At 36.6% G+C, this 26260-nt stretch carries 21 protein-coding genes and 1 tRNA gene; 9 read left to right on the forward strand and 13 right to left on the reverse strand.

The window, feature by feature from the left end:
* Positions 1 to 18: 18 nt before the first annotated feature.
* The 4 genes from NPX98_RS05295 to NPX98_RS05310 all read left to right on the forward strand — a co-directional run bounded on the left by NPX98_RS05295 (position 19) and on the right by NPX98_RS05310 (position 1580).
* A complete protein-coding gene (locus NPX98_RS05295; protein WP_269023111.1) occupies positions 19 to 486 on the forward strand; it encodes an NUDIX hydrolase in 468 nt (155 codons plus the stop codon).
* A 186-nt stretch (positions 487 to 672) separates the two neighbouring features.
* Positions 673 to 1014: a hypothetical protein gene (locus NPX98_RS05300; RefSeq protein ID WP_269023112.1), complete on the forward strand. Its 342-nt coding sequence runs from the start codon at positions 673 to 675 to the stop codon at positions 1012 to 1014.
* Positions 1001 to 1312, forward strand: a complete 312-nt coding sequence (locus NPX98_RS05305) for a hypothetical protein (protein WP_269023113.1) — start codon at positions 1001 to 1003, stop codon at positions 1310 to 1312. Before NPX98_RS05300 ends, NPX98_RS05305 begins: the two co-directional genes overlap by 14 nt.
* Before the next feature lie 178 nt (positions 1313 to 1490).
* Positions 1491 to 1580: transfer RNA gene (locus tag NPX98_RS05310), tRNA-Ser, on the forward strand.
* Positions 1581 to 1910: 330 nt separating this feature from the next.
* Here the strand turns inward: NPX98_RS05310 and NPX98_RS05315 are convergent.
* The 3 genes from NPX98_RS05315 to NPX98_RS05325 all read right to left on the reverse strand — a co-directional run bounded on the left by NPX98_RS05315 (position 1911) and on the right by NPX98_RS05325 (position 5540).
* Positions 1911 to 3968, reverse strand: a complete 2058-nt coding sequence (locus NPX98_RS05315) for a DUF1561 family protein (protein WP_269023114.1) — start codon at positions 3966 to 3968, stop codon at positions 1911 to 1913.
* A 294-nt stretch (positions 3969 to 4262) separates the two neighbouring features.
* Positions 4263 to 4385, reverse strand: a complete 123-nt coding sequence (locus NPX98_RS05320; protein ID WP_269023115.1) for a hypothetical protein — start codon at positions 4383 to 4385, stop codon at positions 4263 to 4265.
* A gap of 477 nt (positions 4386 to 4862) precedes the next feature.
* Positions 4863 to 5540: a hypothetical protein gene (locus tag NPX98_RS05325; RefSeq protein WP_269023116.1), complete on the reverse strand. Its 678-nt coding sequence runs from the start codon at positions 5538 to 5540 to the stop codon at positions 4863 to 4865.
* Positions 5541 to 6018: 478 nt separating this feature from the next.
* Here NPX98_RS05325 and sodC point away from each other — a divergent pair, with 478 nt between their 5' ends.
* Positions 6019 to 6543, forward strand: a complete 525-nt coding sequence (gene sodC, locus NPX98_RS05330; RefSeq protein WP_269023117.1) for a superoxide dismutase [Cu-Zn] SodC — start codon at positions 6019 to 6021, stop codon at positions 6541 to 6543.
* A 379-nt stretch (positions 6544 to 6922) separates the two neighbouring features.
* Here sodC and NPX98_RS05335 read toward each other — a convergent pair whose 3' ends face one another.
* From NPX98_RS05335 to NPX98_RS05360, 6 genes are all read right to left on the reverse strand, one after another.
* Positions 6923 to 7324 (reverse strand): SUF system Fe-S cluster assembly protein, encoded by a 402-nt coding sequence (locus NPX98_RS05335; RefSeq protein WP_269023118.1) that lies wholly within the window; start codon positions 7322 to 7324, stop codon positions 6923 to 6925.
* Complete coding sequence (locus tag NPX98_RS05340) at positions 7317 to 8579, reverse strand: cysteine desulfurase (protein ID WP_269023119.1); 1263 nt, start codon at positions 8577 to 8579, stop codon at positions 7317 to 7319. Before NPX98_RS05340 ends, NPX98_RS05335 begins: the two co-directional genes overlap by 8 nt.
* A complete protein-coding gene (gene sufD, locus NPX98_RS05345) occupies positions 8572 to 9840 on the reverse strand; it encodes a Fe-S cluster assembly protein SufD (protein WP_269023120.1) in 1269 nt (422 codons plus the stop codon). Before sufD ends, NPX98_RS05340 begins: the two co-directional genes overlap by 8 nt.
* Before the next feature lie 11 nt (positions 9841 to 9851).
* The gene (gene sufC / locus NPX98_RS05350) at positions 9852 to 10607 is read right to left on the reverse strand and encodes a Fe-S cluster assembly ATPase SufC (RefSeq protein WP_269023121.1); all 756 of its coding nucleotides are present in this window, start codon (positions 10605 to 10607) and stop codon (positions 9852 to 9854) included.
* A gap of 56 nt (positions 10608 to 10663) precedes the next feature.
* Positions 10664 to 12175, reverse strand: coding sequence for a Fe-S cluster assembly protein SufB (gene sufB / locus NPX98_RS05355; protein WP_269023122.1), 1512 nt, complete (start codon positions 12173 to 12175; stop codon positions 10664 to 10666).
* A gap of 185 nt (positions 12176 to 12360) precedes the next feature.
* Positions 12361 to 13518: a cysteine desulfurase family protein gene (locus tag NPX98_RS05360; RefSeq protein ID WP_269023165.1), complete on the reverse strand. Its 1158-nt coding sequence runs from the start codon at positions 13516 to 13518 to the stop codon at positions 12361 to 12363.
* A 179-nt stretch (positions 13519 to 13697) separates the two neighbouring features.
* Between NPX98_RS05360 and NPX98_RS05365 the strand changes: the two genes are divergently transcribed.
* The 3 genes from NPX98_RS05365 to NPX98_RS05375 all read left to right on the forward strand — a co-directional run bounded on the left by NPX98_RS05365 (position 13698) and on the right by NPX98_RS05375 (position 16812).
* Positions 13698 to 14384 (forward strand): alpha/beta hydrolase, encoded by a 687-nt coding sequence (locus NPX98_RS05365; protein ID WP_269023123.1) that lies wholly within the window; start codon positions 13698 to 13700, stop codon positions 14382 to 14384.
* 475 nt (positions 14385 to 14859) lie between these two features.
* Positions 14860 to 16113, forward strand: coding sequence for a tyrosine--tRNA ligase (gene tyrS / locus NPX98_RS05370; RefSeq protein ID WP_269023124.1), 1254 nt, complete (start codon positions 14860 to 14862; stop codon positions 16111 to 16113).
* A 228-nt stretch (positions 16114 to 16341) separates the two neighbouring features.
* The gene (locus NPX98_RS05375; RefSeq protein ID WP_269023125.1) at positions 16342 to 16812 is read left to right on the forward strand and encodes a peroxiredoxin; all 471 of its coding nucleotides are present in this window, start codon (positions 16342 to 16344) and stop codon (positions 16810 to 16812) included.
* A gap of 157 nt (positions 16813 to 16969) precedes the next feature.
* Here the strand turns inward: NPX98_RS05375 and prfB are convergent.
* The 3 genes from prfB to NPX98_RS05390 all read right to left on the reverse strand — a co-directional run bounded on the left by prfB (position 16970) and on the right by NPX98_RS05390 (position 22133).
* Positions 16970 to 18098, reverse strand: a protein-coding gene (gene prfB / locus NPX98_RS05380) for a peptide chain release factor 2 (RefSeq protein ID WP_269023126.1) whose coding sequence is annotated in 2 segments (ribosomal slippage) — positions 16970 to 18028 and positions 18030 to 18098 — 1128 coding nt in all. Because the reading frame shifts where the segments join, the coding sequence is not laid out codon by codon here.
* 179 nt (positions 18099 to 18277) lie between these two features.
* Complete coding sequence (locus NPX98_RS05385; RefSeq protein WP_269023127.1) at positions 18278 to 20743, reverse strand: penicillin-binding protein 1A; 2466 nt, start codon at positions 20741 to 20743, stop codon at positions 18278 to 18280.
* A gap of 160 nt (positions 20744 to 20903) precedes the next feature.
* The gene (locus NPX98_RS05390) at positions 20904 to 22133 is read right to left on the reverse strand and encodes an N-acetylmuramoyl-L-alanine amidase family protein (protein ID WP_269023128.1); all 1230 of its coding nucleotides are present in this window, start codon (positions 22131 to 22133) and stop codon (positions 20904 to 20906) included.
* Between the two features lie 592 nt (positions 22134 to 22725).
* On the opposite strand from NPX98_RS05390, the gene NPX98_RS05395 reads away from it, so the two are divergent.
* On the forward strand, positions 22726 to 25302 hold the full coding sequence (locus NPX98_RS05395; protein WP_269023129.1) for an Rne/Rng family ribonuclease: 2577 nt from the start codon (positions 22726 to 22728) through the stop codon (positions 25300 to 25302).
* A 64-nt stretch (positions 25303 to 25366) separates the two neighbouring features.
* On the opposite strand, the gene NPX98_RS05400 is transcribed toward NPX98_RS05395, so the two are convergent.
* A complete protein-coding gene (locus tag NPX98_RS05400) occupies positions 25367 to 25984 on the reverse strand; it encodes an invasion associated locus B family protein (RefSeq protein WP_269023130.1) in 618 nt (205 codons plus the stop codon).
* Positions 25985 to 26260: the final 276 nt, after the last annotated feature.

Consider the following 26260-nt stretch of genomic DNA (forward strand, 5'->3'; position numbering starts at 1 on the left):
TCAAACAATTACGCAGATATGATAGAAATAAATGGTACTGATATAGCTTATGACAAACGTATTTTGATAAATAATACACATTTTTTGCAAGTCGGTGCGCTCGTTTATCGCGTAAAAAGTGAAAATATTGAATTTCTTCTTATTACAAGTCGAGGATCTGGTCGATGGATTATACCAAAAGGATGGCCAATTCCAGGAAAAACTTTGTCACAAACTGCGCTGCAAGAAGCTTTCGAGGAAGCTGGAATACGTGGTATTGTTGAGACGTCTCCTATTGGTACTTATGAATATGAAAAATTAGATTTACCGATAGTAAAAAATGGCAAATTCTGTGTCTATGTCTTTTCTGTTCTTTATTCGCATCAAGAGAAAAAATGGCCTGAACAAAATCAACGTATATATGAATGGGTTACAGCTTCAGAAGCGGCAAAACGTGTTGATGAACAGCAGCTTAGAAAAATTTTATTGTATTATAAACCACATTAAAACCAATATAAATCATCAACCCATCAATTAATATGAATACTGTAAACTATGAAAGATAAGATTTGCAGTTAAAATTTTATAATGATGTTCAACAAAATAGATTGGGAACCAATTCGCAATGCAAAGGTTAAATTAATGTATACAAAGTAAATATTAAAAAACATTTTTTTAATAAATGGTTGCAAGATGAGACTAAAGAGAAATTTTATATCAATTCCTTTTTTTATAATGATTGTTTATCTCTCATCTATAATTATGGCGTTATCAAATGAGCTTGTTGACAATCCCTATCCCTATTGTCAAACTCTTGAGCATATCTTCATCCAAAAAAATATCACTAAAGCAGGACAAAACTCATTTACTGCTTCACAAATTAAAAAACGTATAATGAAAAATGGCCTCGATATTAAACAATTGCGTTTAGATGACAAAGGTATTTGGCGCGCTTTAGTAGAATTCAACAAGTGCCATTTTCTCATATCGGTAGATTATTCTGGAATAATTAGTATTTCAAATGAGAGAAAATAATATGATTGATTTTGAAGCTTACAACGATATTAATTCAAATATTCAAAAGAAAACTTTTTTAAAAGAAATCTATCATTCTATTAGAGAATCTGCACTCATTGGGGGAATAAATGGTAGTCTATCAGGAGCAATTGCAGCAATTCTTGCTGCTTATGGTTACATTTCTCTGCCAGGATTTGGTCCAATTATCGCCATGGGTACAAGTGTAGCGCTCCCTGCTGGCATAATAATGGGTGCTATGATAGGATCAATAGTTGGTATTGTCATTGTTACAGTTTTTAGCTTTCTATGTAATTAAGTGTTTCTATAATGTGGAATTGTGTATTATTAGTATAAAAAAGAATATATAATTTAAGAATTAGTTGTGATTAAAATATCCAAACAATTAATTAAAAATGCTTAATTTAAGTGATTGACCTTTTGTAAAAATTTTGTAAAAAGGCTTAATGTTTTCTCTAAAATAATATTTTTATTTTGGAGGGGTGGTCGAGTGGTTTAAGGCACCGGTCTTGAAAACCGGCGTGCAGGGAACTGTACCGTGGGTTCGAATCCCACCCCCTCCGCCATGCATGAATTTTTATGCTATATAAATTTTACGCTATAGTGATTTGATTTTATTAGATTTTTTTCAAGGTAAGGGATGATAAAATAAGGTTAGCGAATAGGATTTTTCAACTCGTTTTAAAAAATAGCTGATTGCTGTCCTTCAACCTCCCCTGCTATTTCTTTAAATTTTGCATCTGTAAAGTGTATAATAATATAAAAATAGAGCTATCAATAAAGTCGCTTTATTTTCATTTTAGCTGTTGCGTTACCCTCACAGACAAAAACATATTTACTCTTCAACTGCTTTCGTATCAACTGCTTTCGTAACACACACAGATCTTTTCATTTTCTTACTGAATAGCGCATCTTCCGCCATCTGAACACTGACTCACCGTAGTACTTGTTGGAAAATGCTTCGTACCTCTTCTGCCTTCTCCCTCTCCAGTGCAATTACTTTGTGACATAACAAAGTTCAAAGGCTTTGATTCTAACCCGACTAGCTGCAATGTTGTCATAAAATTAATAGAATCTTCTCCACTAAGTCGCCTATAGGCGACTTCTGGATTATTAATTTCTGCAGTATAAGCGTTAAACTGTGCACGCGTTAATTCAGCATTTGTCGGCAACAGATACAGTCCATTATTGCCACGAACTATTGGTTGTGCGTGCCCTTGTGTTTCTCCATTTGGCAAACGATAGTCTAGCACAACTATCCACATTGTTCCCGCAGATGCAGCCAGCATTTCTCTGAAGTGATTGATCATTGCAGAACGATTAGTCAATATAGGTGACCGCCTCCAAATATAACGTGGTAACATAATTTCTGTTATTGATTCCAAAATTCTCATAGTAAAATCTTGTGATACAATATTTGAATCATTTGAAGGCAAAACATAATCACGACCATACACTCGAGGAGCATCTTGCAAGTAATTGTAAACAGCAGGATATCTTTCTCTGAACGAAATCATCGGATCTATACCCGGCTGAATATCAAAGAAAAAACCTCTTCTACCAGAGAAAGAAGGATTGTTTGGATAAGATTGCTGCAGCTCCATAATCATCTCATAAGTTTGCAAAAGACACACGCCACATGCGCCTGCTGCAATTGTATCACCATCTCTTGTAGAGGTCACAATTTCATAAAGCCGTGCGCGCCATTCGTCGGTCAGTTGAAATTCACTTGGCAACTCACGCTTGACTCTTCTTAGATATTTGGAAGATGGAGTAGGAATAGGTTTAGAAATTTCAGTAGCGGCAGCTAGCTCGCTATTAACAACCGGCTTGCTATCAACAGCCGGACAATAGGAAAGTGCATCTAGTAAATTGCCATAAACGTAATGATTCCAACGCTGCAAATCATACGACACACTAAACTCAGACGTAGGTGAATCCTTTGTATCATCTTTAAGAGAAGACGTTTTTATCGTATAAGGAACGCCCCACTTGGAGCCCTGTCGAGCAACTCTCAAAGGACGGCCCTTATAATCCAAAATAGAGCCTACACCTCCAGCCAAATAACCAACATTCCAATAATTAGCATCCTTTCCTCTGTCGCTGTCTGCGCATGATATTAAAGCAACCCAATTCCGATCTTCTGAATCAGTTTGTCGGGACGTAATACAATACATTTTGCCTGTAGAATAATAATAGACAGCTATGTGACCATTTTCCGGATTGTAGTAAAAATCATAGACATCTGGTTTGGGACCATTATTTGAAATATAGTACATCTTAAAACTGTTACGCGTTACCTCTTTCCAACCTATAAATATTTTGGAGCTCAAATTGACCGGCTGCGCAATCGTTTTTATCCATCTATCCATCTCATCGCTCTTGTCGATTGTATGATCGTGATAATCTCCTGAGTTTTTTGAAATATAGGTTTTCCAATAATAGTCTTTAACCCGGAACCTCCTATCAGCCGTATAAACAGCTCTGTCTTCAATAATCCACCGTTGGTTTGCATCATTGATGACACATGGACTTAGCCGAAGATAATCCCAGCTTTCGGTTGAACGCCTACCAATACCTGTCACAGAACTCGGTGCTGTCATGCACAGCCAAAAACCATTAACCTCCCAAGCAATCCTCTGAAAAACATCATATACGGCTTTACGCGATTTGTCCTCTGAACATATGCCAAGAACAACATAGCCATCACCATTCTCAATCTTTGGAGTGTAGCAAAATACCCTATTGTCATGAGTCCGAATATTAACAAGCCTTTTATAAGGAGGAGAAGTATTCCATTCATTATACAGACCGCTATTATCCTCATAACGATCATCATTATACCTATCTTTATAAGAAAAAGAAAAATCATAATCATAAACAGCAACTGCACTGCTGATTTGTAAAAAAAAGATGAAAAAAAATAAAAATAATCTTAAACTGTAATTTTTCACAGAACTACACTCATCTTTTTAAAATGCAATTTTTCGGTACACTCATGGTGTATACACAGCTTAGTTTCACTATTTTTAATTAAATAATAAATACATTATGTATTTATATATAAAGCTGTTCCGTGATTTGACAACAATATTTTTGCTTTTCTTTTAGGATTACAGAGATCATTCAGCACTTTAAAAGCCATTTTTTCAAATGGGTTTTGTCTATTCTGTTCATTGTGCATTCCCATGGAATTGCTCTCTCAAGCAAACAAGCCACTGACTAGTGAGCTTTAGTTGTCAAAACCACTACTTTTTCTGTTCCGTCTTGTCGTTGCACAGTGAAAGTGACACAATCCATTCATTATAATCAGCAACAGCTGAAGCAATAGTGGCTATACTAAAATTCACCACTTCGGCACCAAAAGCCATTGTTCTGCTTTCGAAAACAACACTAAGACGCTCAATTAAAGATTTAGCATATTTGTTATTGGCTTGCGCGCTGAATCCTCGTTCTCTTTCATGACTAGATGCTCAAGTAGAAAATGCCCTAGAAGGGTATTATGAACCTCGTTTCAGAAGTCATCGAGGATATGAAACTCAATGGAAAAGAAATTCCTACTTCTTAAAAATATCAAACAGTTTGTCGAGAAAACTAATATTTTCTACGTTTAGCAGAATAAATTTGTTTGTGACTGAAACATTATTATTATCATTTGACGGAAAATTTTTGGGCGAAGTGTTATATTGGTGATACTTTTGTACATTGATCTTGCAAAGAGCGTCTTCCACTCGTTGTTACCAATGAACATTATCACGATCATTAAAGTAATGGGCTTGCCAAAATTCTAGTTTTTATCGTTAAATGCTCAGAGCTTCCGCCGTTCCTGAATCACTTTGCCTGCGACATCAACGCCGTTTTTTTAAAGCAATAAGTCCTTCTTTGGATAACTTTTCGATAGTTGTTTCAGCAACACTAGCTGCTAAATCAGAAAATGATGCATAACCGTTACCAACGCTTATACCTTTAGCCACCCATATAGTTTCTTGGTTTTTTGCATTTCTAAGATGCACATTAATTCTCATCAATGGTTTATCGATAGTATAGCCTCCACTCGTATAACCAGGCGTTGTGTATGTCTCAACAGTGGCAGAGTTGTCAGATACAGAAACATGACTCGTAGATTTTTCAGGGTGATATGTCGGAGGAACATATTTTTCTAATACATCACGATCATAAGCACTGATAATTAAAATAGTATCCGCACCTTGATTTTCTGCAATTTTATAAATTTCTCTGCTTTCTGCAATTTTATAAATGTCTTTTTCTGAATAACCCCTAGTCGGAGGAAAAATATCCAATCCACGCAAGATTTGAGTATCGTATTTGACGAGAGATTTTGCTAAGGTATCTTCTAGAATTTTTTGTTCATGGGTTGGCATACCAACGCCCAAAACAACCATCTTTCGAGTTTGAAAATTACCTCTATAATTTGGATCAACAATTCCGCTCAGCTGCGTCTGCGTAGCTACATTATTACAAGCAGTGAGCATTAACAAACACAATAAAAGAATAAATTTTTTCATTATCATTAGCCCCTAATTAATCTATAAAAACAAATAGTGTACTATTCTTAATATGGAACATATGAAAATATAGAAAATAAAAATTACGAATATTTCACATACTCTTATGAAACAACAAATAGTCAATCAGCTTATTCTGCCCATCTAAATACATCAGCAAAAACGCATCGCGTTATACTCAAAAATTCCAAAACGTAATCATTTATTGTCTCGTAATAAAACAATATGTAGATAAACCTGTTAGGCTTCTCAATATCACCTTTTGAAAGAAAAAAAGCACTTACACTGTTCACGATTCTTCAGTTCACGATTCTTCAAGAGAAAAAAATACTGTCCGTGAATGGAAATACGAATTTAAAAGTCTATGTTGAATTCACGAAGGCGTTAAAAGAAAAGATCTTCCTCTATCTTAATTTTTCTGCCTATTTGCACTAGGTGTGAATTTTTGTTTATTAAACTAGCGACAACAAGGTGTTTTATGCGTAATTTTTTTTTTCCTTTACTGGTTTCACTCGCATTTTTAAGTTCCAGCCTCACTGCACTGGCGACATCAATTCAAGTCCCAATCTATGAATTGGGAGAAAACAATGCAAAGAAGCCCATAGGTATAATTCAAATTGAAGAAAGTGCTCACGGTTTAACTTTTACGCCCAATTTATCTATGTTACCAAAAGGTTCTCACGGCTTTCACGTACATATGAATCCTTCATGTGAAATGAAAGACAACGTGATTGGAGGTGCTGCAGGAGGACACTATGATCCACAAAACACTAACAAACATCTCGGACCTTACAATATCAATGGCCATCTTGGTGATTTGCCTGCACTTTATGTTGATGAGCATGGCCAAGCAACAATGACTGTGCTTGCACCACGAATTAAAAAAATTTCTGAAATTAAAAATCGCTCGTTAATAATTCATGTAGGAGGCGACAATCAATCGGATAAGCCATTGCCGCTTGGTGGAGGTGGCTCACGTTTAGCGTGTGGTATTATCGAATAATAAGATCAAAATATTTTTGTTGCAGTTTTCTTTTGAACTCCTCATAGGAATAAGGAATATATATTATGTAACGCGTTGTTCTGACTTCTCCTGAAAAAGAATTAATTTCAGTTGAAAGCTTGGTAAACTTCAGAAACAGCGCCTTTTCTTCTAAGTTTGTGAAGAGTTTATCTGTTAAAATTTTTAATTTTCGTGAGAAAACCCAAATCGTAGAGTGCCATCTATATAAAAATTTTCTTCACCCGAATAAACCTTCTGTACACTGAATAAGCTCCCTACATTTGCTAAAATTGAATTTCCTGGTCATTTCGTTGGAATCAGAAAATAACTTAATGAATAACTTTATCGTATAGATTAAAATTAAAAAATTATAGCCTTTTTAGTACCATCCGACAGCGATTTGCGCTTCTTCTGACATGCATTCAGGTGTCCACGGTGGATCAAATGTCATGGTTACCTCGACATGCAAAACACCTTCAACTGCACTCACTGCATTTTCCACCCAACCCGGCATTTCACCTGCAACAGGACACCCCGGCGCTGTAAGTGTCATTTCAATTTTTACCGAACGATCATCTTCAATATCAATACGATAAATAAGTCCTAACTCATAAATATCAGCAGGAATTTCCGGATCATAAACTGTTTTTAAAGCAGCAATGATATCATTCGTCATACGCTCAATCTCATCAGCCGGTATCGCTGATACATGCGTTTGACTTTCTTCACTCTTCACATCATCAAATGGAGTAGAATGCGATTCTTCAATTGGTTCAATCATTAAAAAACATCCTTGCTTTTTCCAATGCTTCAACAAATTGATCAATATCTTCGTGATTACTATACATAGCTAACGATGCACGACAAGTAGATGTTAAACCAAAACGTTGTAATAAAGGTTGTGCGCAATGCGTTCCTGCACGTATAGCAACACCTTGCCGATCAATAAACATAGCAATATCGTGCGCATGAATGCCTTCAACTTCAAAAGATATAATAGCGCCTTTATTGGGAGACCGGCCATAAATATGTAACGATTTAACCGTTTCAAGCTTGTTATGTGCATAATCCAAAAGTGCCACTTCATGCGCGTGAATAGCAGTTCTGTTCTTTTCTCGTACGTAATCAATAGCAGCAGCTAACCCAACAGCTTCAACTATGGGAGGAGTACCAGCTTCAAAACGATAGGGAAGAGTGCTATAAGAAACTTTATCAACAGTCACTTCCTCAATCATCTCTCCCCCTCCCTGAAAAGGGTACATTTCCTCTAATCGATATTTTTTACCATAAAGAACACCGATACCTGTAGGGCCATAAAGCTTATGACCAGTAAAAACATACCAGTCACAATCAAGATCTTGCACATCAACTGTTAAATGCACTGCTCCTTGAGAACCATCAATAAGAACAGGAATAGCATTTTCATGCGCTAACTGAACTATCTCCTTAACAGGAGGTACAGTGCCTAATATATTAGACATATGTGTGATAGTGACAAGCCGTGTTTTATCGCTTAAAGCCTTTTTAAAATCCTCAATATGTAAAATACCATTCTCATCAACTGGCACAAAAATAAGCTTAACCCCCTTTTTTTCACGAATAAAATGCCAAGGAATAATATTTGAATGATGTTCCATAATTGTGAGAACAATTTCATCACCTTCATTCAATTTAGGCATTCCCCAACCATAGGCAACGGTATTAATGGCTTCCGTTGCATTTTTCGTAAAAACAATTTCCTCGGTAGTTGGAGCATTTAAAAAAGAACGAACTGTTTCGCGAGCATCTTCATAAGATTGTGTTGCTGCATTGGACAAAAAATGCATGCCTCTATGCACATTGGCGTAATGACATTGATAGAAACTACTCATTGCATTTAGCACCGATTGCGGCTTATGAGCAGATGCACCGCTGTCAAGGTAAGCCAATCGCTTACCATAAATATTACATTGTAAAATAGGAAAATCACGTCGAATAGCTTCTACATCATAACTTAATGTTTCTACGTTATTTTCTACTTTTTCTGCCTCAAACATTTTTTTCTAACCACTTACCAATAACATTATCTAGAGCAGATTTAACGTTATCCTGCTTGATATCATCAATTAATTCTGAAACGAACCCTTTAATTAAAAGCCCACGAGCAATTTTAAAAGAAATACCACGTGCCATTAGATAAAAAAGGTGATCATGGTTAATTTTAGCGACTGTCGCACCATGAGCGCACGTAACATCATCAGCAAAAATCTCTAATTCAGGTTTTATATCAAATTCTGCATCATCTGCAAGAATGAGACTATTACAAGCCATGCGTGCATCTGTTTTTTGAGCTTTTTGTGCAACACGTATCATTCCTTGGAAAACACCATGCGCTTTATCGGTAACAACATTGCGTATAATCTCTGTAGAAGTTGATTTTTCTTCAAGATGGTGAACAGTCATCGTAAGATCACTATGCGTCTTTCCAGATAATAAATTTATTACCCGTAATTGAAAATTAGATGCTTGCCCCTGTAATTCAATATCAATTTCTTGACGATTAAGTTGGCTACCTATGTTAATTACATAAAGCGATAACCTAGCATCCTCACCGAGCATAGCACGAAATCGACTAAATTGCGTAGCATCAAAACCTAGATCTCGAATAAGAATCCACGTAACGTTGCTATGCGCTGCAACATCTAATGAAAATATCGAACTAACAAAAGTATCTTGACTATTACCAATCTGGCGCTCAATAATCGTGGCTTGGCTGTTTTTACCAATTTTGATTTCCGAAAAAATATGCGACTGCCCGCTCATTTGAATATTTTGCAATTCAATAGGAGCGGCTAATTTTGTATTTTTAGAAATCTGAAAAAACCAACCATCTGTAACAAAAGCTGTATTTAATTGCCCAATAAAATCTTCATCCGCAGTGACTTGATCTATTTTTGTAGGATCTTCTTCCAACACATCGACAAAACGTTTTACTTTTACGCCTTCTATTTTCGACTGCATAAATGTTTTGCCATTTTCAATAGAAAAAATAGCACTATCTGAGAGTAAAGATTCAACCAATTGCTCACTATTTTTTTCTGAAAAATCACTAACAGATTTTAATAAAGAGCGCAGATTAGTGTAATGCCAACTTTCAATTTTACGTGAAGGAAGTTGCGCTTTTTGAAATAATTTAATAGCTTTTTTGCGTACATCACGCACGGCCCTATTACCGGGTAAATCATCAATACGTTGGTTAAAATGATTTATAATATCCGTTTCAACTGCTATCAATTCTCGCTGTGAGTTCATATGCATATTCAAGAACCTTAAGCTGCTTCACCGATAATATCAGCATATCCATTTTTTTCTAAATAAAGCGCGAGTGATTTATCTCCACTTTTTATAATACGACCTTTATAAAGAACATGAACTGTATCAGGCACAATATAATCAAGAAGGCGCTGATAGTGCGTAATAACCAAAAATGAACGCTTGTCACTACGCAGTCTATTCACACCCTCTGCAACAATTTTTAGCGCATCAATATCTAAACCAGAATCCGTTTCATCTAAAATACAAAGTGTAGGTTCAAGCAGAGCCATTTGAAGTATTTCAGCTCTCTTTTTTTCTCCACCTGAAAAACCAACATTCAATGGACGCTTGAGCATAGACATATCTATTTCAAGCTTAGAAGAAATTTCTTTAACACGTTTAATAAATTCTGGAACTTTAAGCTCTTCCTCACCACGGAGTTTGCGTTGAGAGTTCATAGCCACCTTTAGAAATTCCATTGTTGCAATACCAGGTATTTCCATGGGATATTGAAAGGCAAGAAATACACCAAATGCAGCACGTTCTGCTGGATCCATTTCTAAAATAGAGCGTCCATTATATAAAATATCACCTTCTGTTACTTCATAATCATCACGACCAGCAAGCAAATAAGATAAAGTAGATTTTCCGGCTCCATTTTGCCCCATAATGGCAGCAACTTCGCCATCCTGAACTGTTAAATTTAAACCACGAATAATTTCTGTATCGGTTTTAGAAATACGGGCGTGCAAATTTTTGATCTCTAACATATAATTAATCCTGTTTGCTGATATACACTCAACGTATCATGTGACCTAATGAACAATTAGCCTACGCTACCTTCAAGGCTGATACCGATAAGCTTTTGCGCTTCAACAGCAAATTCCATTGGAAGTTTTTGAATAACTTCTTTTACAAAGCCATTAACGATTAATGCAATAGCCTCTTCCTCAGGAATTCCCCGCTGCATAACATAAAAAAGCTGATCGTCGGAGATTTTTGATGTTGTTGCCTCATGTTCAAATTGAACTGTCGCATTTTTTGCTTCAATATAAGGTATTGTATGAGCACCACAGTTATTGCCAATTAACAAACTGTCGCATTGAGTAAAATTACGTGCATTCTGCGCTTTTCGGTGAGCAGTGAGCTGTCCGCGATAAGTGTTATTTGAAAAACCAGCAGAAATACCTTTAGAAATGATACGGCTTGATGTATTTTTTCCTAAATGGATCATTTTTGTACCGGAATCAATCTGTTGATGACCATTCGCGACAGCGATAGAATAAAACTCCCCACGTGAATTATCACCACGTAGTAAGCAAGATGGATATTTCCAAGTAATTGCAGAACCAGTCTCAATCTGAGTCCATGAGATTTTAGAATTATCACCTCTACAATCTCCACGCTTAGTTACAAAATTATAAATCCCCCCCTGTCCTTCTTTATCGCCGGGATACCAATTTTGTACGGTGGAATATTTAATTTCTGCATTCTTTAGCGCAATAAGTTCAACAACAGCAGCATGAAGTTGGTTTTCATCACGTTGAGGCGCAGTACACCCCTCAAGATAAGAAACATAGGAATCTTCATCCGCAATAATCAGTGTTCGCTCAAATTGGCCTGTATTGCGCTCATTAATCCTAAAATAGGTTGAAAGCTCCATGGGACAGCGAACACCTTTAGGAATATAAACAAATGAACCATCTGTGAAAACAGCTGCATTTAAAGCAGCATAATAATTATCACCGACCGGAACAACTGCACCTAAATATTCCTTAATAAGATTAGCATGTTCAACAATAGCCTCTGAAATAGAACAAAAAATGACACCCGCACGCGCTAACTCTTCTTTAAACGTCGTCACAACAGAAACGGAATCAAAAACTGCATCAACAGCAACTCGCCCTGATGCATACATATTATCACTGGAAGGTGAAAAATCAGCCTGTTTTTGCACTCCAGCCAAAATTTCCTGCTCCTTGAGAGGAATGCCAAGTTTTTCATAAGTGGCTAATAATTCAGGATCAACTTCATCCAAAGATTTTGGCCCCGTATGATTTTTAGGTGCTGCGTAATAATAAAGCTCCTGAAAATTAATCTTTGGATATTTTATACGTGCCCAATTAGGTTCTTCCATTTCAGACCAACGATGAAAAGCTTGCAAACGCCATGCTAACATCCATTCAGGCTCGCATTTTTTAGCGGAAATGAAACGAATAATATCTTTATTCAAACCTTTTGGCGCTTTATCTGTTTCAATATTAGTTTCAAAACCGTATTTATATTGGTCAACATCTATTTCACGTACCTGACGTATTGTTTCCTGTATTGCCGGCATAAGCTTTCTCCCTTCTTCCCGGAGTCAAGAACCGGTGATCAAGATCTTGTTTCTTTACAAGACTAAAGCAAGCAATTTACTCTCTTTAAATTATATGCAAAACAAAAGAACTTCAACCAAGCTCATTTATGATAAAAGGCTCCTTTTGTATATAAAAATGATACACAAAAATAGTTCTAAGTTTTCTAATGACGAATTCTATTTTTTTTATTAGCTAAAATTTGAGAAAAAACCAATAAAAAATCATCAATATCTTTAGCAGTCGTACAGCGCCCCGTTGAAACACGAATTGCACCATTTGGCAAATGATACCCCATTGCTTCCAAAACCCTACTTTGTTTTACTTTCCCTGAAGAACAAGCAGAACCTGCTGATACAGAAAATCCTGCTAAATCAAAATAAATTTGCATTGTTTCAGCTTTTATATCTTGTACAGAAAAATAAGTTGTATTGGGTAAACGCGGGGCATATTGGCCAAAAATCTTAACATCATTGCTTATTTGCTGTAGCCCTTCCTCTAATCTATTACGTAAAAATATCAATCGTTTTATCTCGTTCTGATTGAAGCAGTCAGTCATCGCTGCTCCAAAAGAAGCAATAAGCGGCAAAGCTTCTGTTCCACCACGCAACCCCTTTTCTTGTCCACCCGCGACAATAAGAGGATTAGGCATAAGAAGTCCACCACATGAAACAAAAGCACCAATTCCTTTAGGTCCACCAATTTTATGGGCTGATAGTATAAAAAAGTCACCCCCAATTTGATTAATGTCAATAAGATTTTTATCTACATATTGGACCAAATCAACAATTAAAATACCTCCAGCATCCCGAACAATGTCAGCTATCTCTCTTATCCTTTGAATAACACCAGTTTCACCATTTGCAGCTTGAATAGCAATAAGAGGCAAACCTTTTGTGTTATCATGTGCAGCTAATAAACATTTGAGCTTATCTTGCTGGATTAAACCATCCTGATCAACAGCAACTATACTCACCAATGCTTTAGAAAAACGCCCTCCTTTTGCAATAGATAAATGCTCACTGGCTCCAATATAAAGGTGGGAGAATCGAACTTCAGAGCGCCCCATATGATAAAGAGGCGTTAGTAAAGTCATCGCCGCTTCGCTCGCACCGGATGTAAATACAATATGGCCCGGATCTGCATTAAGCCTCTCAGCAATTTGCCGACGTGCCTTTTGCAATAACGCTTTAGCAGCGCGCCCTTCTGCATGAACCGAGGATGGATTACCAAATATCTCCAAAGACTCCAATAATGCAGCCCGCGCAGCCTCTGTAAGTGGTGCTGTTGCATTGTAATCAAAATATCGGCGCTCCGCAGCCATTTCAAATACCAATCATTAGTTCCTATAAGATTTTAAAAAAATAGCGCAATTTTCTTGAAAAACGTAGCAAAAACAGAATATCTAACGATTAATAAAGTAAAATTACTGCACAAAGCAAATTTTATGATAGAATTTGATCAAGATCAAAAAGAATTTGTAGCATTTAAGGAGCATTTTTAATGCCAGAAATCATTTTTAACGGTCCCGCAGGTCGTCTTGAAGGGCGTTATCAACCTTCACAACAAAAAAATGCACCGATCGCAATTATTCTGCACCCCCATCCCCAATTTGGCGGAACAATGAATAATAAAATTGTCTATGATCTATTCTACATGTTTCAACAACGTGGCTTTACCACATTGCGGTTTAATTTTCGTGGTATTGGTCGAAGCCAAGGTGAATTTGATTATGGAACGGGAGAACTTTCAGATGCCGCTGCTGCACTTGATTGGGTGCAAACACAACATCCTGATTCTAAAAATTGCTGGGTAGCTGGATATTCATTTGGCGCTTGGATTGGTATGCAACTTCTAATGCGCAGACCGGAAATTGAGAGCTTTATATCCGTGGCTCCTCAACCGAATATTTATGACTTTTCATTTCTTGCTCCTTGCCCCTCTTCTGGCCTTATAATTCATGGTGACATTGATAAAGTTGCCCCCCCAAAAGATGTTCAAGGACTGGTAGACAAATTAAAAACTCAAAAAGGTATTGTCATTACACAAGAAATACTAGAAGGAGCTAACCACTTTTTTAGTGGATGTAGTGAAGAGCTGATTGAAAGATGTGCAAAATATCTGGACAATCATATTGCAGGCGAATTCCCGACTCTTCCACATAAAATACCAACACTCACAAAGCGCTAAAAATTTGCAAAAATAAACAAAGATCATGTTTATAACAAAGTGATGATGCAATATGTTTTTGTCGGAAAAAATCAATAAATACCTGATTTCTGAAGAATCATAATTGATGATCTTCAAGAATTATAATTGATGGATGCAAGCGATTCTTATTTGCGTGATAGCTTACTAATCCCTGCTCTATCCATAACATAGCAACTGTTCTTAACGCTTCACATTAAGTAGTGATCGATAATCCTTATTTGATAAGAATCATAATATGTCCTCCTACATCAATGCTAACGTCATCTGTTGCAAATAAAACAGTATCACAATCAGTTTAGGAGATATCATCTTATTAAACTAACCACTATTATTATCGCCAACATTTTTCGTTCCCAACATTTTTCGTTCCTTGTGAGCTACACATTATTTATGATAGAAACAGCGCAATGATGATCAACGATATAAACAAATACAACATCAGGAAATAAAATTCATGCCTGCCTTTAAATCTGAGTTTTTACATATCATGAACGAACGTGGTTTTATCCATCAACTTTCAGATGATAAAGGCTTAGATCATCTGTTTTCAAAAGAAGTTATAACCGCTTATATTGGATTTGATCCTACAGCTTCTAGTCTTCATGCTGGAAGCCTCCTTCAAATTATGATGCTCCATTGGCTGCAAAAAACTGGTCATCGGCCTATTGCCTTAATGGGTGGTGGAACAGGTATGATCGGTGATCCTTCCTTCAAAGATGAAGCTCGACGCCTTCTCACACAAGATGATATCGCTGCAAATATCGCTGGCATTAAAAATGTATTTTCTAGCTATTTAACCTTTGGTGATGGCAAAACTGATGCGCATATTGTCAATAACGCTGAGTGGTTATGCAATTTAAACTATCTAGAATTTTTACGCGATGTAGGAAAACACTTTTCAGTCAATCGTATGTTATCATTTGATTCTGTTAAAATGAGGCTTGAACGTGAGCATTCTTTATCGTTCCTTGAATTCAATTATATGATTCTACAAGCCTATGATTTTGTTGAGCTCAATAAACGCTATGGAGTACGTGTGCAAATGGGAGGTTCTGACCAATGGGGCAATATTATCAACGGAATCGAACTAGGACATCGTTTAGGTACATCACAGTTATATGCTCTAACCTCGCCGTTGCTGACAACATCTTCCGGTGCAAAAATGGGTAAATCACTGAATGGTGCAATCTGGCTTAACGCAGATATGCTTTCACCTTATCAGTTCTGGCAATATTGGCGCAATACCGAAGATGCTGATGTCACGCGATTTTTAAAGCTTTATACCACATTGCCAATGGATGAGATTGCTAAACTTTCTGCATTACAGGCTAATGAAATTAACGAAGCAAAGAAAATTTTGGCAACAGAAATTACAACAATGTTGCATGGACAGAATCTCGCACACGCAGCAGCAGAAACTGCACGAAAAACCTTTGAAGAAAAAACACTTGGAGACAATCTTCCGACGATTGAAATCAATGCTACAGAATTAAAAAAAGGCATCGGATTGCTAACCCTTTTAGTGCAAGCAGGCCTCGCTAAATCTAACGGTGAAGCACGTCGACATGTTCAAGGAGGCGGTGTTCGTATCAACGATCGAACTATTGAGGATGAAACACGCTTTATTATGGAAGAAGATGTTAACAATATAGGAATGATTAAGCTATCCTTTGGTAAGAAAAAACATGTTCTGATTAAACCGCTATAATAAAACTATAATTTTTTTAATTTTAGCTTGTAATGCTTTACGTTTACTCAATACAAAAACCTGTATTTTTCACGTTGATCTCACTCCATTAATTCACAACTCATGATACTTATGGATTGTATACAACAGAGAAAAAATCTCTAAAATAATTGATCACACAAAATTGAATAATTATTTTTGCTATTATCCCGAAGTTCAATATTTATGCAAAAAAAGAAAGACAATACAATGACAAAACTCACAAAAGGTGATATCGCTCCTGATTTCAATTTGCCACGTGATGGTGGAGGTCAATTATGCCTTTCTAATCTTCGAGGGAAACCAATTGTCCTATATTTTTATCCGAAAGATGATACTAGTGGCTGCACAAGTGAAGCAATTGACTTTACACGATTGAAAACAAAATTTGATGAAATCGGAGTCATCATTATAGGTCTATCTCCAGATAATGTTAATAAACATAATAAATTTAAAGCAAAGCATGAACTTGATATTATCCTTGTTTCAGATGAAGAAAAAACAACACTTGAAGCTTACGGCGTATGGGTAGAAAAAAGTATGTATGGGCGTAAATATATGGGAGTCGAACGGAGCACCTTTTTGATTGATTCAACCGGAAAAATAGTAGAGGAATGGCGCAAAGTTAGCGTATCTGGACATGCAGAAAATGTTTTAGCAGCTGCGCGCGCTATTGTGTAATAGCGCTCATAAGCTCATTTGTTCAACGTACTTTTAATAGCTAACTAATACTACTGCTCTCAACCGCCTTTGTCTTATTGATTGATAAACATCTAATCATAACAGCTTAAAACCGATAAATAGAATAATAATGCCGTTATGATTTAGGTCGATATCGTTAATCAATATCCTCAATCTTTTGGTCTTTTCCGTAAACCCGTTTAGCAAGAGCAGCTTCTATGAACGCATCTAAATTACCATTCAATACGGATTGTGGATCAGTACTTTCAACACCCGTACGCAAATCTTTGACAAGCTGATAAGGCTGAAGAACATAAGATCTAATTTGATGCCCCCATCCAATTTCTGTTTTAGAGGATTCCGTGGCATTGGTCTCTTCTTCCCGCTTTTTAAGCTCTTCCTCATAAAGGCGTGCACGCAGCATAGACCAAGCAGTTGCTTTATTTTTGTGTTGAGAACGCTCCGTTTGACATTGAACAACAATGCCCGTCTTTATATGGGTAATACGCACTGCAGAATCCGTCGTATTGACATGTTGTCCTCCAGCTCCCGAGGCACGATACGTATCAATACGAACATCAGACTCTGAAACATCCACTTCAATATTATCATCGACAACCGGATAAACCCAAATACTTGCGAAAGAAGTATGACGCCTTGCATTTGAATCATATGGTGAAATGCGCACCAAGCGATGAACTCCTGATTCTGTCTTCAGCATACCATAAGCGTTATGCCCTTTTACGAGAATAGTAGCTGATTTTATACCCGCTTCTTCTCCATCATGAATTTCTAAAACGTCAATCTTCATTTTATGCTGTTCAGCCCAGCGTGTATACATACGCAAAAGCATAGAAGCCCAATCTTGGCTTTCCGTACCACCTGCCCCAGCATGAATTTCTAAATAAGTATCGTTTGAATCTGCTTCTCCTGAAAGAAGTAGATCAATTTGTCGTTTATCTATTTCACCTTTAAGTTGACGTATTGTATTTTCCGCATCCGTGATAACTTCTACATCACTTTCTTCTTCAGCCATCGCAATTAATTCAATGCACTCTTGAAGTGTTTGCGTAAATAATAAAATACCATTTATTGAATCTTCGAGATTTTGGCGCTCACGCATCATATCTTGAGCTTGTTGTGCATTATCCCAAAGTGATGGATCTTCTGCTTTTTGATTAAGATATTCAAGACGTTTCAGTGACTGATCCCAGTCAAAGATGCCCCCTTAGCAACTCAATTGCCTGCTGAATTTCATAAACTAATATCTCTATTTCTGCTCGCATAATTCAATACCTTAAATCTTTATCTTTTAACTTTTTTCCATTACAACTCCCTCAGCATTCTATATCTGACAGAAGTGATAGCAAATGTTAAATTGTATAAATCTATGAACCATAGCTTAAGAATAAAAATAGACGAATTATTTACATCCGCCTATCCTATCAACAGAATTCCCTTTCAATTAATATAACCCACCAGTGCCACTTTCAAGAGCTTTGTTTACCTGTGGAGAAGTAGTAACTATGGGAACACCTTCTTGAAAATAATTTGTTCCACCAATGACCTGATATATATCAGCAGGACCAGTTCCTGGCTTAAATGCTTCTATAATAACGTCACGATCTCCCTCTTCAGCACGCATACCTGTTTTGCGATTAATGGGCATTAAAATCATACCATCTGGTACCTTGAACGGCACATTTGGCTTATCTTTCAGGGCATCGCGCATAAATTCAGCAAAAACAGGCGCTGCTAATGAACTTCCTGTTCCTCTGGAACCTAATGAAATTGGTTTATCGTAACCAATATAAACACCCACTACAAGATCAGGTGTAAAACCCATAAACCACACATCTCTGGAATCATTTGTTGTACCTGTTTTTGCAGCGATATGACGATTAAGATAGCGTAAACGTGCAGCTGTACCTCGCTGAACAACCCCCTCCATCATTGATGTAATCTGATAAGCCGTCATAGGATCAAGAACTTGATCTCGTTCATCAATCAATATTGGTTCACTTTGATTATCCCATGATTGAGTATTACAATTTTCACATATGCGGTTATCATGACGGTAAATAGTTCTTCCATAACGATCTTGAATTCGGTCTATAAGTGAAGGTTTAATAGAACGCCCTCCATTTGCAATAACGGAATAAGCTGTTACCATTCGTAAAACTGTTGTTTCACCGGCTCCCAAAGCCATAGGAAGATAAGTCTGCAATTTATCTGTAATACCAAAACGTTCGGCATATTCAGCAACAAGTGGCATCCCCATATCATTGGCGAGCCGTACAGTCATAAGATTACGAGAATATTCAATGCCATAACGCAATGTCGAAGGCCCCGCAAATGTCCCGCCATAATTTCTAGGTTGCCAAATTTTACCATTATCTTGGCGGATTTCAACGGGACCATCTAAAACAACCGATGCCGGTGTATATCCATTATCGAGTGCTGCTGCATAAACAAATGGCTTAAAAGCAGAACCGGGCTGGCGACGAGCTTGTGTAGCACGGTTAAATTCAGATGCAGAGAAAGAAAAACCGCCCACCATTGCAAGAACACGTCCTGTGTGAGGCTCCATAGCAATAATTGCACCTTCAACCTTTGGTATTTGTCGCAAGCGATAAACATTGCCTAACTTCGATACTTTTTCAACAAAAATCACATCTCCAACATGAAGAACTTCAGATAAATCTCGAACATTTCCCCCATGCCCCTCATCATCAGCAATAGTCAATGCCCATTTTGATTCAGATACAGATAATATAGCAATTTCCCGTTTTTTCGATAATAAACCTGAAGCCTCACGCTGTGGTTGCAATCCAATTTTCACGTTATTGCCATCCGTAGAAAGAACAACCGCTAATTGCCATTCAGGTACATCACTTAACCCAGCAATATCTGCAAGTTCTACACCCCAATCATCCTCGCAAGAGATACGCTTATAAGCTCCACGCCACCCTTCAGAATAATCCAATTTAATTAAAGCATTTTGCAAAGAACGTCGCGCAATCAGCTGTAATTGCGGATCAAGTGTCGTACGGACTGAAAGCCCTCCTTCATAGAGTGTTTTAGCACCATAACGACGCGATAAATCACGGCGGATCTCTTCGGTAAAATAATCAGCCGCAAAAACATAACTATCATTACCACGTATTGTTACGCCTAAAGGTTTTTCTTTAGCTTGTTTAGCCTGTTTCGATGTTATATACCCGTTTACAACCATACGATCTATAACCCAATTACGCCGATCAATAGCGCGTTGTGTATTTTTGAAGGGATCATAATTGGCAGGACCTTTAGGAAGAGCAGCCAGATAAGCAATTTCTTCTAAAGTAAGTTCATCGACGGATTTATTAAAATAAACCAATGAAGCAGCAGCAATACCGTAAGTACTACGACCGAGATAAATTTCGTTGAGATAAAGCTCGAGAATATGGTCTTTTGAATAAGTTTTCTCAATACGCATCGCAAGGATAGCTTCTTTTAACTTACGTTCAAACGTTGTATCAGAGCTTAAAAGGAAATTTTTAGCAACTTGCTGCGTAATGGTTGACGCTCCTTCTGGACGACGTCCAGAACCGATATTACGGATATTATTAACCAAAGCTCTAGAAAGCCCTTCAGGATCTAAACCAAAATGGTTATAAAAATTCTTATCCTCAGCTGAAACAAAGGCTGCCTTCAAAAGATCTGGTACTGACTGAATTGGCAAATAAAGACGACGTTTTGTAGCAAACTCTGCCATAAGGCTACCATCAGAAGCGTGAATACGTGTCATCACAGGCGGTTCATACAAAGAAAGCACTTCATAATCAGGAAGCTCTTTGGCCTGAATATTCGTTATTGCCGCCAACATCACTACACCACAAAACCCAATAATAATAGGAAAACTAAAAAGATATCTAGAAAAATTCATCATTAAAATGGGTATCTCTTTCTTCAGAATTGGTTTAAGGAAACATATTTATCTCACCACCAATGGATATAATTTCACTGAATTGAGACAAATGCAAAGCTATTTTCTACTATTTTATTACTTTATACTAAAATTAGTGTTGATACCCTATTTTCTTACATATTTAAAGATACTGCATGATTTCTTGCCGATATTTGGCAAACTGACGAATAGAATGAGCAATAGAAATTGCCATTTGTTTTCTCCATTCGGGATTATTTAACAATTTTTCATCCTCTTTATTAGATAAATAGCCTATCTCTATCAAAACAGAGGGTATATCTGGAGCTTTTAAAACTTGAAAATCAGCATATCTATGCGGATTGTTTATCAAATTGATATTACTTTTTGATAAATTTAAAATAACACGATCAGCAAAATTAACTGAAAATGTATGGGTTTCACGTTGAGCAAGATCGAGCAAAATGTCTGTAATTTCAGGAATTTCTTCGACTGAAAATCCATCAAGAAGATCTGCCTTATTTTCACTCTCAGCTAAAGATTTCGCAATTTCATCAGATGCTTTGTCAGATATGGTATATACTGTAGCACCCCGAAGGGAACGCACATCAATGGTATCAGCATGGATAGATATGAAAAGATCAGCACCAAATTTCTGTGCTTTTTTAACTCTTTCCCTTAACCTTAGAAACACGTTAGAATCGCGTGTTAAAGTAATATCAATATTAGAATCCTTTTTTAATTCATCTCGCAATGTGCGTGCAAAAGCAAGCGTTATATCTTTTTCTAAAATTCCAGTAACACCTTGAGCACCACTATCAATTCCACCATGACCAGGATCAAGAACAACACGAAACCGACGCTTTGGATTCAGCTGTATTTTTACATCATCGTTGAGCTGTCGTTGCTTTTTCAATGTTTCATCAAATTTTTTTCGCGTACTTTGGCTAATATCCACTAATAACTGCCATAAACCATTATCTAATTTTTGCACTATACTTTTTTCAACGGTAAAATCGGTTTTGCTTGTCAAAATAATGTGTGATGATTGCACATCATAAAAACCATAATGCACATTTGAAACCATACCGGATAATATATTTTGTTCTCTTGAAGACAGATCTTGTGTGGAAAAATCAACAATAGGTAAATTTATAATTAAACGCGCAGGTGTATCAAAAATCTGTAGATAAAAATTTGGTTTAGCATCAAAAACTGCAATAATACGCGTGTATGTATCATCACCGATAGTTCGCAGATTCACAAGTTTTAGAGAATTTGCAGCGTGGATATGTGTTAGCAGCATCATAAAAAATAGTAGACAAACTGCAAAGCGCAAAAGAACACTCCAATAAGCTGCTATTTGTTTTTGGATGGAGAATTGTTTTATCATAAGTGAAACACTCTATATATTAACAATCATTTTCATCGTATAAAAGTGATACATCCAATATACGTTATAGTCTCCAACAAATTCTAAATCTTTTATCAAAAAATTAGCTTAAAATAAAAGATACAATTTATAATAGTACGTATTTATATTGTCACTTGCCAAAAGCATGATATCAACTTAAAAGAATATTTACGCTTCCTAAGCGATGATAACTGTCTAGTATTGACCTTAAATTATCAATAATTAAGTTAAGTTGTCTTTAGAGGAATTATCGCACACTATGCATTTAGGCTTTTTTATGGATAAAAGTCTTCGTGTCTCAAAAGTAGGATTGCGTTATAAAAGATTCGCTAGTTCGGACATCCGAACTGTTTTCAAATTGTTTTGCCGGAGACTTGCAAAAATATGAGTCACACAAAACAGATAGGACTGATGATTGTAAACAGTATAAATGCTGTAAGATATCTGCGCGTAATAACTCCTTCTGTTATGTCGGCACCCCCTTTTTATGGCAGACAGCCCTTTATATCCGCGAATAATTATACTGTTTATTTGGATAAAGTTGCGCATATCGCCTTCAGGATTTTAATTTATGTCAAACAAAATGCTTATCGATGCCTCTCACCCGGAGGAAACACGTGTTGTTGTTGTTCACGGCAACAAAATTGAAGAACTTGATTTTGAATCAGAACACAAAAAACAGCTCAAAGGAAATATTTACCTAGCGCGCATTACACGCGTTGAGCCATCACTTCAAGCAGCTTTTGTAGAATATGGTGGCAACCGACATGGCTTTTTAACATTTTCGGAAATTCATCCTGATTATTACCAGATTCCTGTTGCTGATCGTCTTGCTCTTCTTGAAGAAGAGGAGCAAGCTATCATTGATGAAAATAATGCAGATGACCTTGTTGAAGAAACAAACAAAAATAAAAAGTGCTCAAGAAAAACAAAAAGACATAAAAGTGATAGCATTATATCAGCAGATGTTGAAAGAGATATCATATCCGAAGCAATAATAACCAATGATGCAGAAGAAGCGCCGGATATAAGTGTTTCTGATGATTATATCGAAATGGTTGGCACAGAAGACTTAAGTGAAGAAATTCCTATTTATCAACGTAAACAAGGACGTCAATATAAAATTCAAGAAGTTATCAAACGTCGTCAAATTCTATTAATACAAGTCATAAAAGAAGAACGTGGCAATAAAGGTGCAGCACTCACAACTTACTTATCGTTAGCGGGCCGTTATTCTGTTCTAATGCCAAATACAGCTCGGGGTGGTGGCATTTCACGAAAAATAACCAATATACAAGATCGCAAACGTCTCAAAGATATTGTAAAAGAATTAGAAGTTCCAAAAGGTATGGGGGTTATTCTAAGAACTGCCGGAGCAAATAGAACAAAAGCTGAAATTAAGCGCGATTATGAATATCTCATGCGGTTATGGGATACTATTCGCACTTTGACACTCAAATCAAACGCGCCTTGCCTTATTCATGAAGAAAGCAGTCTTATAAAGCGCTCTATACGCGATCTTTACAATAAAAATATCAATGAAATTCTCGTCGCTGGCGATCAGGGATATCGTGAAGCTAAAGACTTCATGCGCATGCTCATGCCAAGCCATGCAAAAGTTGTCCAACCTCATCGTGGTTCTATCCCTATTTTCTCATGCAACAATATTGAAACTCAACTTGATAAGATATTGCACCCACAGGTTTCTCTAAAATCTGGTGGGTATCTGGTTATTAATCAGACAGAAGCACTTGTTGCTATTGATGTAAACTCTGGTCGTTCTACAAAAGAACATTCTGTTGAAAAAACAGCACTACAAACCAATCTTGAAGCCGCAGAAGAAGTGGCTCGCCAATTGCGCTTACGTGATCTGGCTGGTTTAATTGTAATTGATTTCATTGATATGCTCGATAATCGCAATATTAAGCTTGTCGAAAAAAAATTAAAAGAGTGTTTAAAAAGCGATCGTGCTCGTATCCAAGTTGGCCACATTTCACATTTCGGTCTCTTAGAAATGAGTCGTCAGCGCATTCGCATATCAGTTCTAGAAAGTACAATGCAACCCTGCCCACATTGTGCTGGAACTGGAAATATACGTTCTGAATCATCAATTGCTTTACATGTCATACGTTCAATTGAAGAATATCTTCTTCACAATTCGCAATATAATATTATTGTGCGTACATCCGTAGCAACAGCACTGTATGTACTCAATCATAAACGCAATATCCTCATTGATTTAGAAACACGTTTTAAGCTTAATATTAGCATAGAAGCAGATGATAGCATTGGCATGCAACATCTCGTTATTTCTAAAGGCACGATAGCAGAGGGAATCTCTCAAACTTCATTAACTATTGAAAATAATAGTAAAGAAGGAGAGAACAATGCAATTTTAATAGAAAACGAACCTGTAGAAAATAAAACATCAGTTAAAAAGAACCAGAGGTTTCAGCGTAAAAATCACAAAGATGAACTCAATAACGGTTCTCTTGCCACTACTCATCTTACCACTGCTCATAAAGATAGTATTCAAAACGACGAAGATATCCGCCGTCGTGGACGTCGTCGTGGACGTCGCGGAGGTCGTCGTAATCGGGATAATGATTTTTATCAGTCTCGTGTTCCTTACGCAGAACCAGTTGGGTTTAGTGAACAAATAAGTAATATGAAAAATTTAAGTGCACAACAAAATGAAATTCAAGAAGATAATACGGTTACAAAACCTAAAAAGCGTAATATGAATCTCAAAAAAACGCAGAAAAGTAAACAGATCCTTGAAAATGATCAAAGTAACGATCAGAATGAAGTGATATCAGAGCTTATTGTAGAAAAAACAGCCTCTAATAATACTCATAAGCCTAAAACAGAGAAAATGGGTAAAGCAGTTAATGAGGAGATTAAGGATTCTTCTAGAAATACGCCGAAATCAAGAAAACAAACACGAAAAAAAGCTGTTTCTAAAGAAGCAATGCCAATAATGGAAATACCAGAACTGGAATCCGTAAAAGAAAACATTGTAGAGCAAGCTACAGCCAAAGTTGAAAATACATCCAACGAGCCTGTACTTACCTCATCAACACCCGAAGATGCTCCAAAAACAAAGCGTGTTGGTTGGTGGAAACGTAGAATTTTTTCTGAAAAATAAAATAACTACAAATTGCTACAAAATATCTTGTAGCAATTTGAAAAAATCTCAATAAAGTTATTCTTTACTGTGTATTTTTCTTAGCTTTTTCCTGCTCAGCCCTCATACGATCTTCAATCTCTTTTTGCTTTAATTGAATAGCTTGCTGCAACTTCATTTGTTCTTGTCGGAAGACCTCTTCATCCATCCCAGGGCCTGTGTACGCAGATGTAAAACCATTGAGAGAAAACTCTATGGGATTAGCTGTCCCTCGGAAATTAACTGTGGTTACAACCATTTTGGAACCAGTTTTCATAGCAGCAATTAGCTTATCATCTAAAGCACCATTGGCAATGCAGCTTAACGTATTACAAATAATATAAGAAATTTTCTGAGAGAAATTATTCCCAATTTGAATATGAACACCTTCTGGTAAAAAACGACCTGTAGGAACTTGAATACCTACACGTTTTTCATTCTGTTTTCCCTTTATTTCGACCAAATTAATAGCCGTTAATGGTTGACCAGTGTTTGATACAACAGTGTTCATCGTGTTACAAATATCAACATCTTGCTGCTTATTACAAACTTTGTACCAACCTTGAGATAAGTTTTGTGCATTTGCTAAAGTATGAAATGTAGAAAAAAGAGACGCAGCTCCAGCCAATACTAAAATAGCAGAATAGGCATATTTATGCGACATGAGTAACTAATCCTTTCAACGCGCTCGTATAATCATTTCTCGTATCATTCAATGCGCTTTTAAAATAATTCCAGCATAAGAATATTCAATACGATTTTCAATTAAATGTGTTAAATTAATGACAGCCCCCGCATATTATTCACGCTAGCACAAAAAAGAAAAATCATAAAAACTCTATCATATCTTTGTTCATTGTATTAGTTTTTATGAAATGTGCTCATAAAATAACCTTACATTACGCAATAACGTAAATTACGTAAACGAATCATAATCGAC

Origin of the sequence: Bartonella sp. A05, assembly GCF_026930145.1 — a bacterium.
Classification (GTDB): domain Bacteria; phylum Pseudomonadota; class Alphaproteobacteria; order Rhizobiales; family Rhizobiaceae; genus Bartonella.

Bases quoted from the DNA above. Each gene is read 5' to 3' on its own strand.
- NPX98_RS05365 (WP_269023123.1), top strand. From the start codon at position 13,698: ATGCCAGAAATCATTTTTAACGGTCCCGCAGGTCGTCTTGAAGGGCGT.
- NPX98_RS05395 (WP_269023129.1), top strand. From the start codon at position 22,726: ATGTCAAACAAAATGCTTATCGATGCCTCTCACCCGGAGGAAACACGT.
- NPX98_RS05300 (WP_269023112.1), top strand. From the start codon at position 673: ATGAGACTAAAGAGAAATTTTATATCAATTCCTTTTTTTATAATGATT.
- NPX98_RS05320 (WP_269023115.1), bottom strand. From the start codon at position 4,385: ATGGCTTTTGGTGCCGAAGTGGTGAATTTTAGTATAGCCACTATTGCT.
- NPX98_RS05325 (WP_269023116.1), bottom strand. From the start codon at position 5,540: ATGAAAAAATTTATTCTTTTATTGTGTTTGTTAATGCTCACTGCTTGT.
- NPX98_RS05385 (WP_269023127.1), bottom strand. From the start codon at position 20,743: ATGATGAATTTTTCTAGATATCTTTTTAGTTTTCCTATTATTATTGGG.
- NPX98_RS05340 (WP_269023119.1), bottom strand. From the start codon at position 8,579: ATGTTTGAGGCAGAAAAAGTAGAAAATAACGTAGAAACATTAAGTTAT.
- NPX98_RS05375 (WP_269023125.1), top strand. From the start codon at position 16,342: ATGACAAAACTCACAAAAGGTGATATCGCTCCTGATTTCAATTTGCCA.
- sufC (WP_269023121.1), bottom strand. From the start codon at position 10,607: ATGTTAGAGATCAAAAATTTGCACGCCCGTATTTCTAAAACCGATACA.
- NPX98_RS05400 (WP_269023130.1), bottom strand. From the start codon at position 25,984: ATGTCGCATAAATATGCCTATTCTGCTATTTTAGTATTGGCTGGAGCT.
- sodC (WP_269023117.1), top strand. From the start codon at position 6,019: ATGCGTAATTTTTTTTTTCCTTTACTGGTTTCACTCGCATTTTTAAGT.
- sufD (WP_269023120.1), bottom strand. From the start codon at position 9,840: ATGCATATGAACTCACAGCGAGAATTGATAGCAGTTGAAACGGATATT.
- sufB (WP_269023122.1), bottom strand. From the start codon at position 12,175: ATGCCGGCAATACAGGAAACAATACGTCAGGTACGTGAAATAGATGTT.
- NPX98_RS05295 (WP_269023111.1), top strand. From the start codon at position 19: ATGATAGAAATAAATGGTACTGATATAGCTTATGACAAACGTATTTTG.
- NPX98_RS05390 (WP_269023128.1), bottom strand. From the start codon at position 22,133: ATGATAAAACAATTCTCCATCCAAAAACAAATAGCAGCTTATTGGAGT.
- NPX98_RS05360 (WP_269023165.1), bottom strand. From the start codon at position 13,518: ATGGCTGCGGAGCGCCGATATTTTGATTACAATGCAACAGCACCACTT.
- tyrS (WP_269023124.1), top strand. From the start codon at position 14,860: ATGCCTGCCTTTAAATCTGAGTTTTTACATATCATGAACGAACGTGGT.
- NPX98_RS05305 (WP_269023113.1), top strand. From the start codon at position 1,001: ATGAGAGAAAATAATATGATTGATTTTGAAGCTTACAACGATATTAAT.
- NPX98_RS05335 (WP_269023118.1), bottom strand. From the start codon at position 7,324: ATGATTGAACCAATTGAAGAATCGCATTCTACTCCATTTGATGATGTG.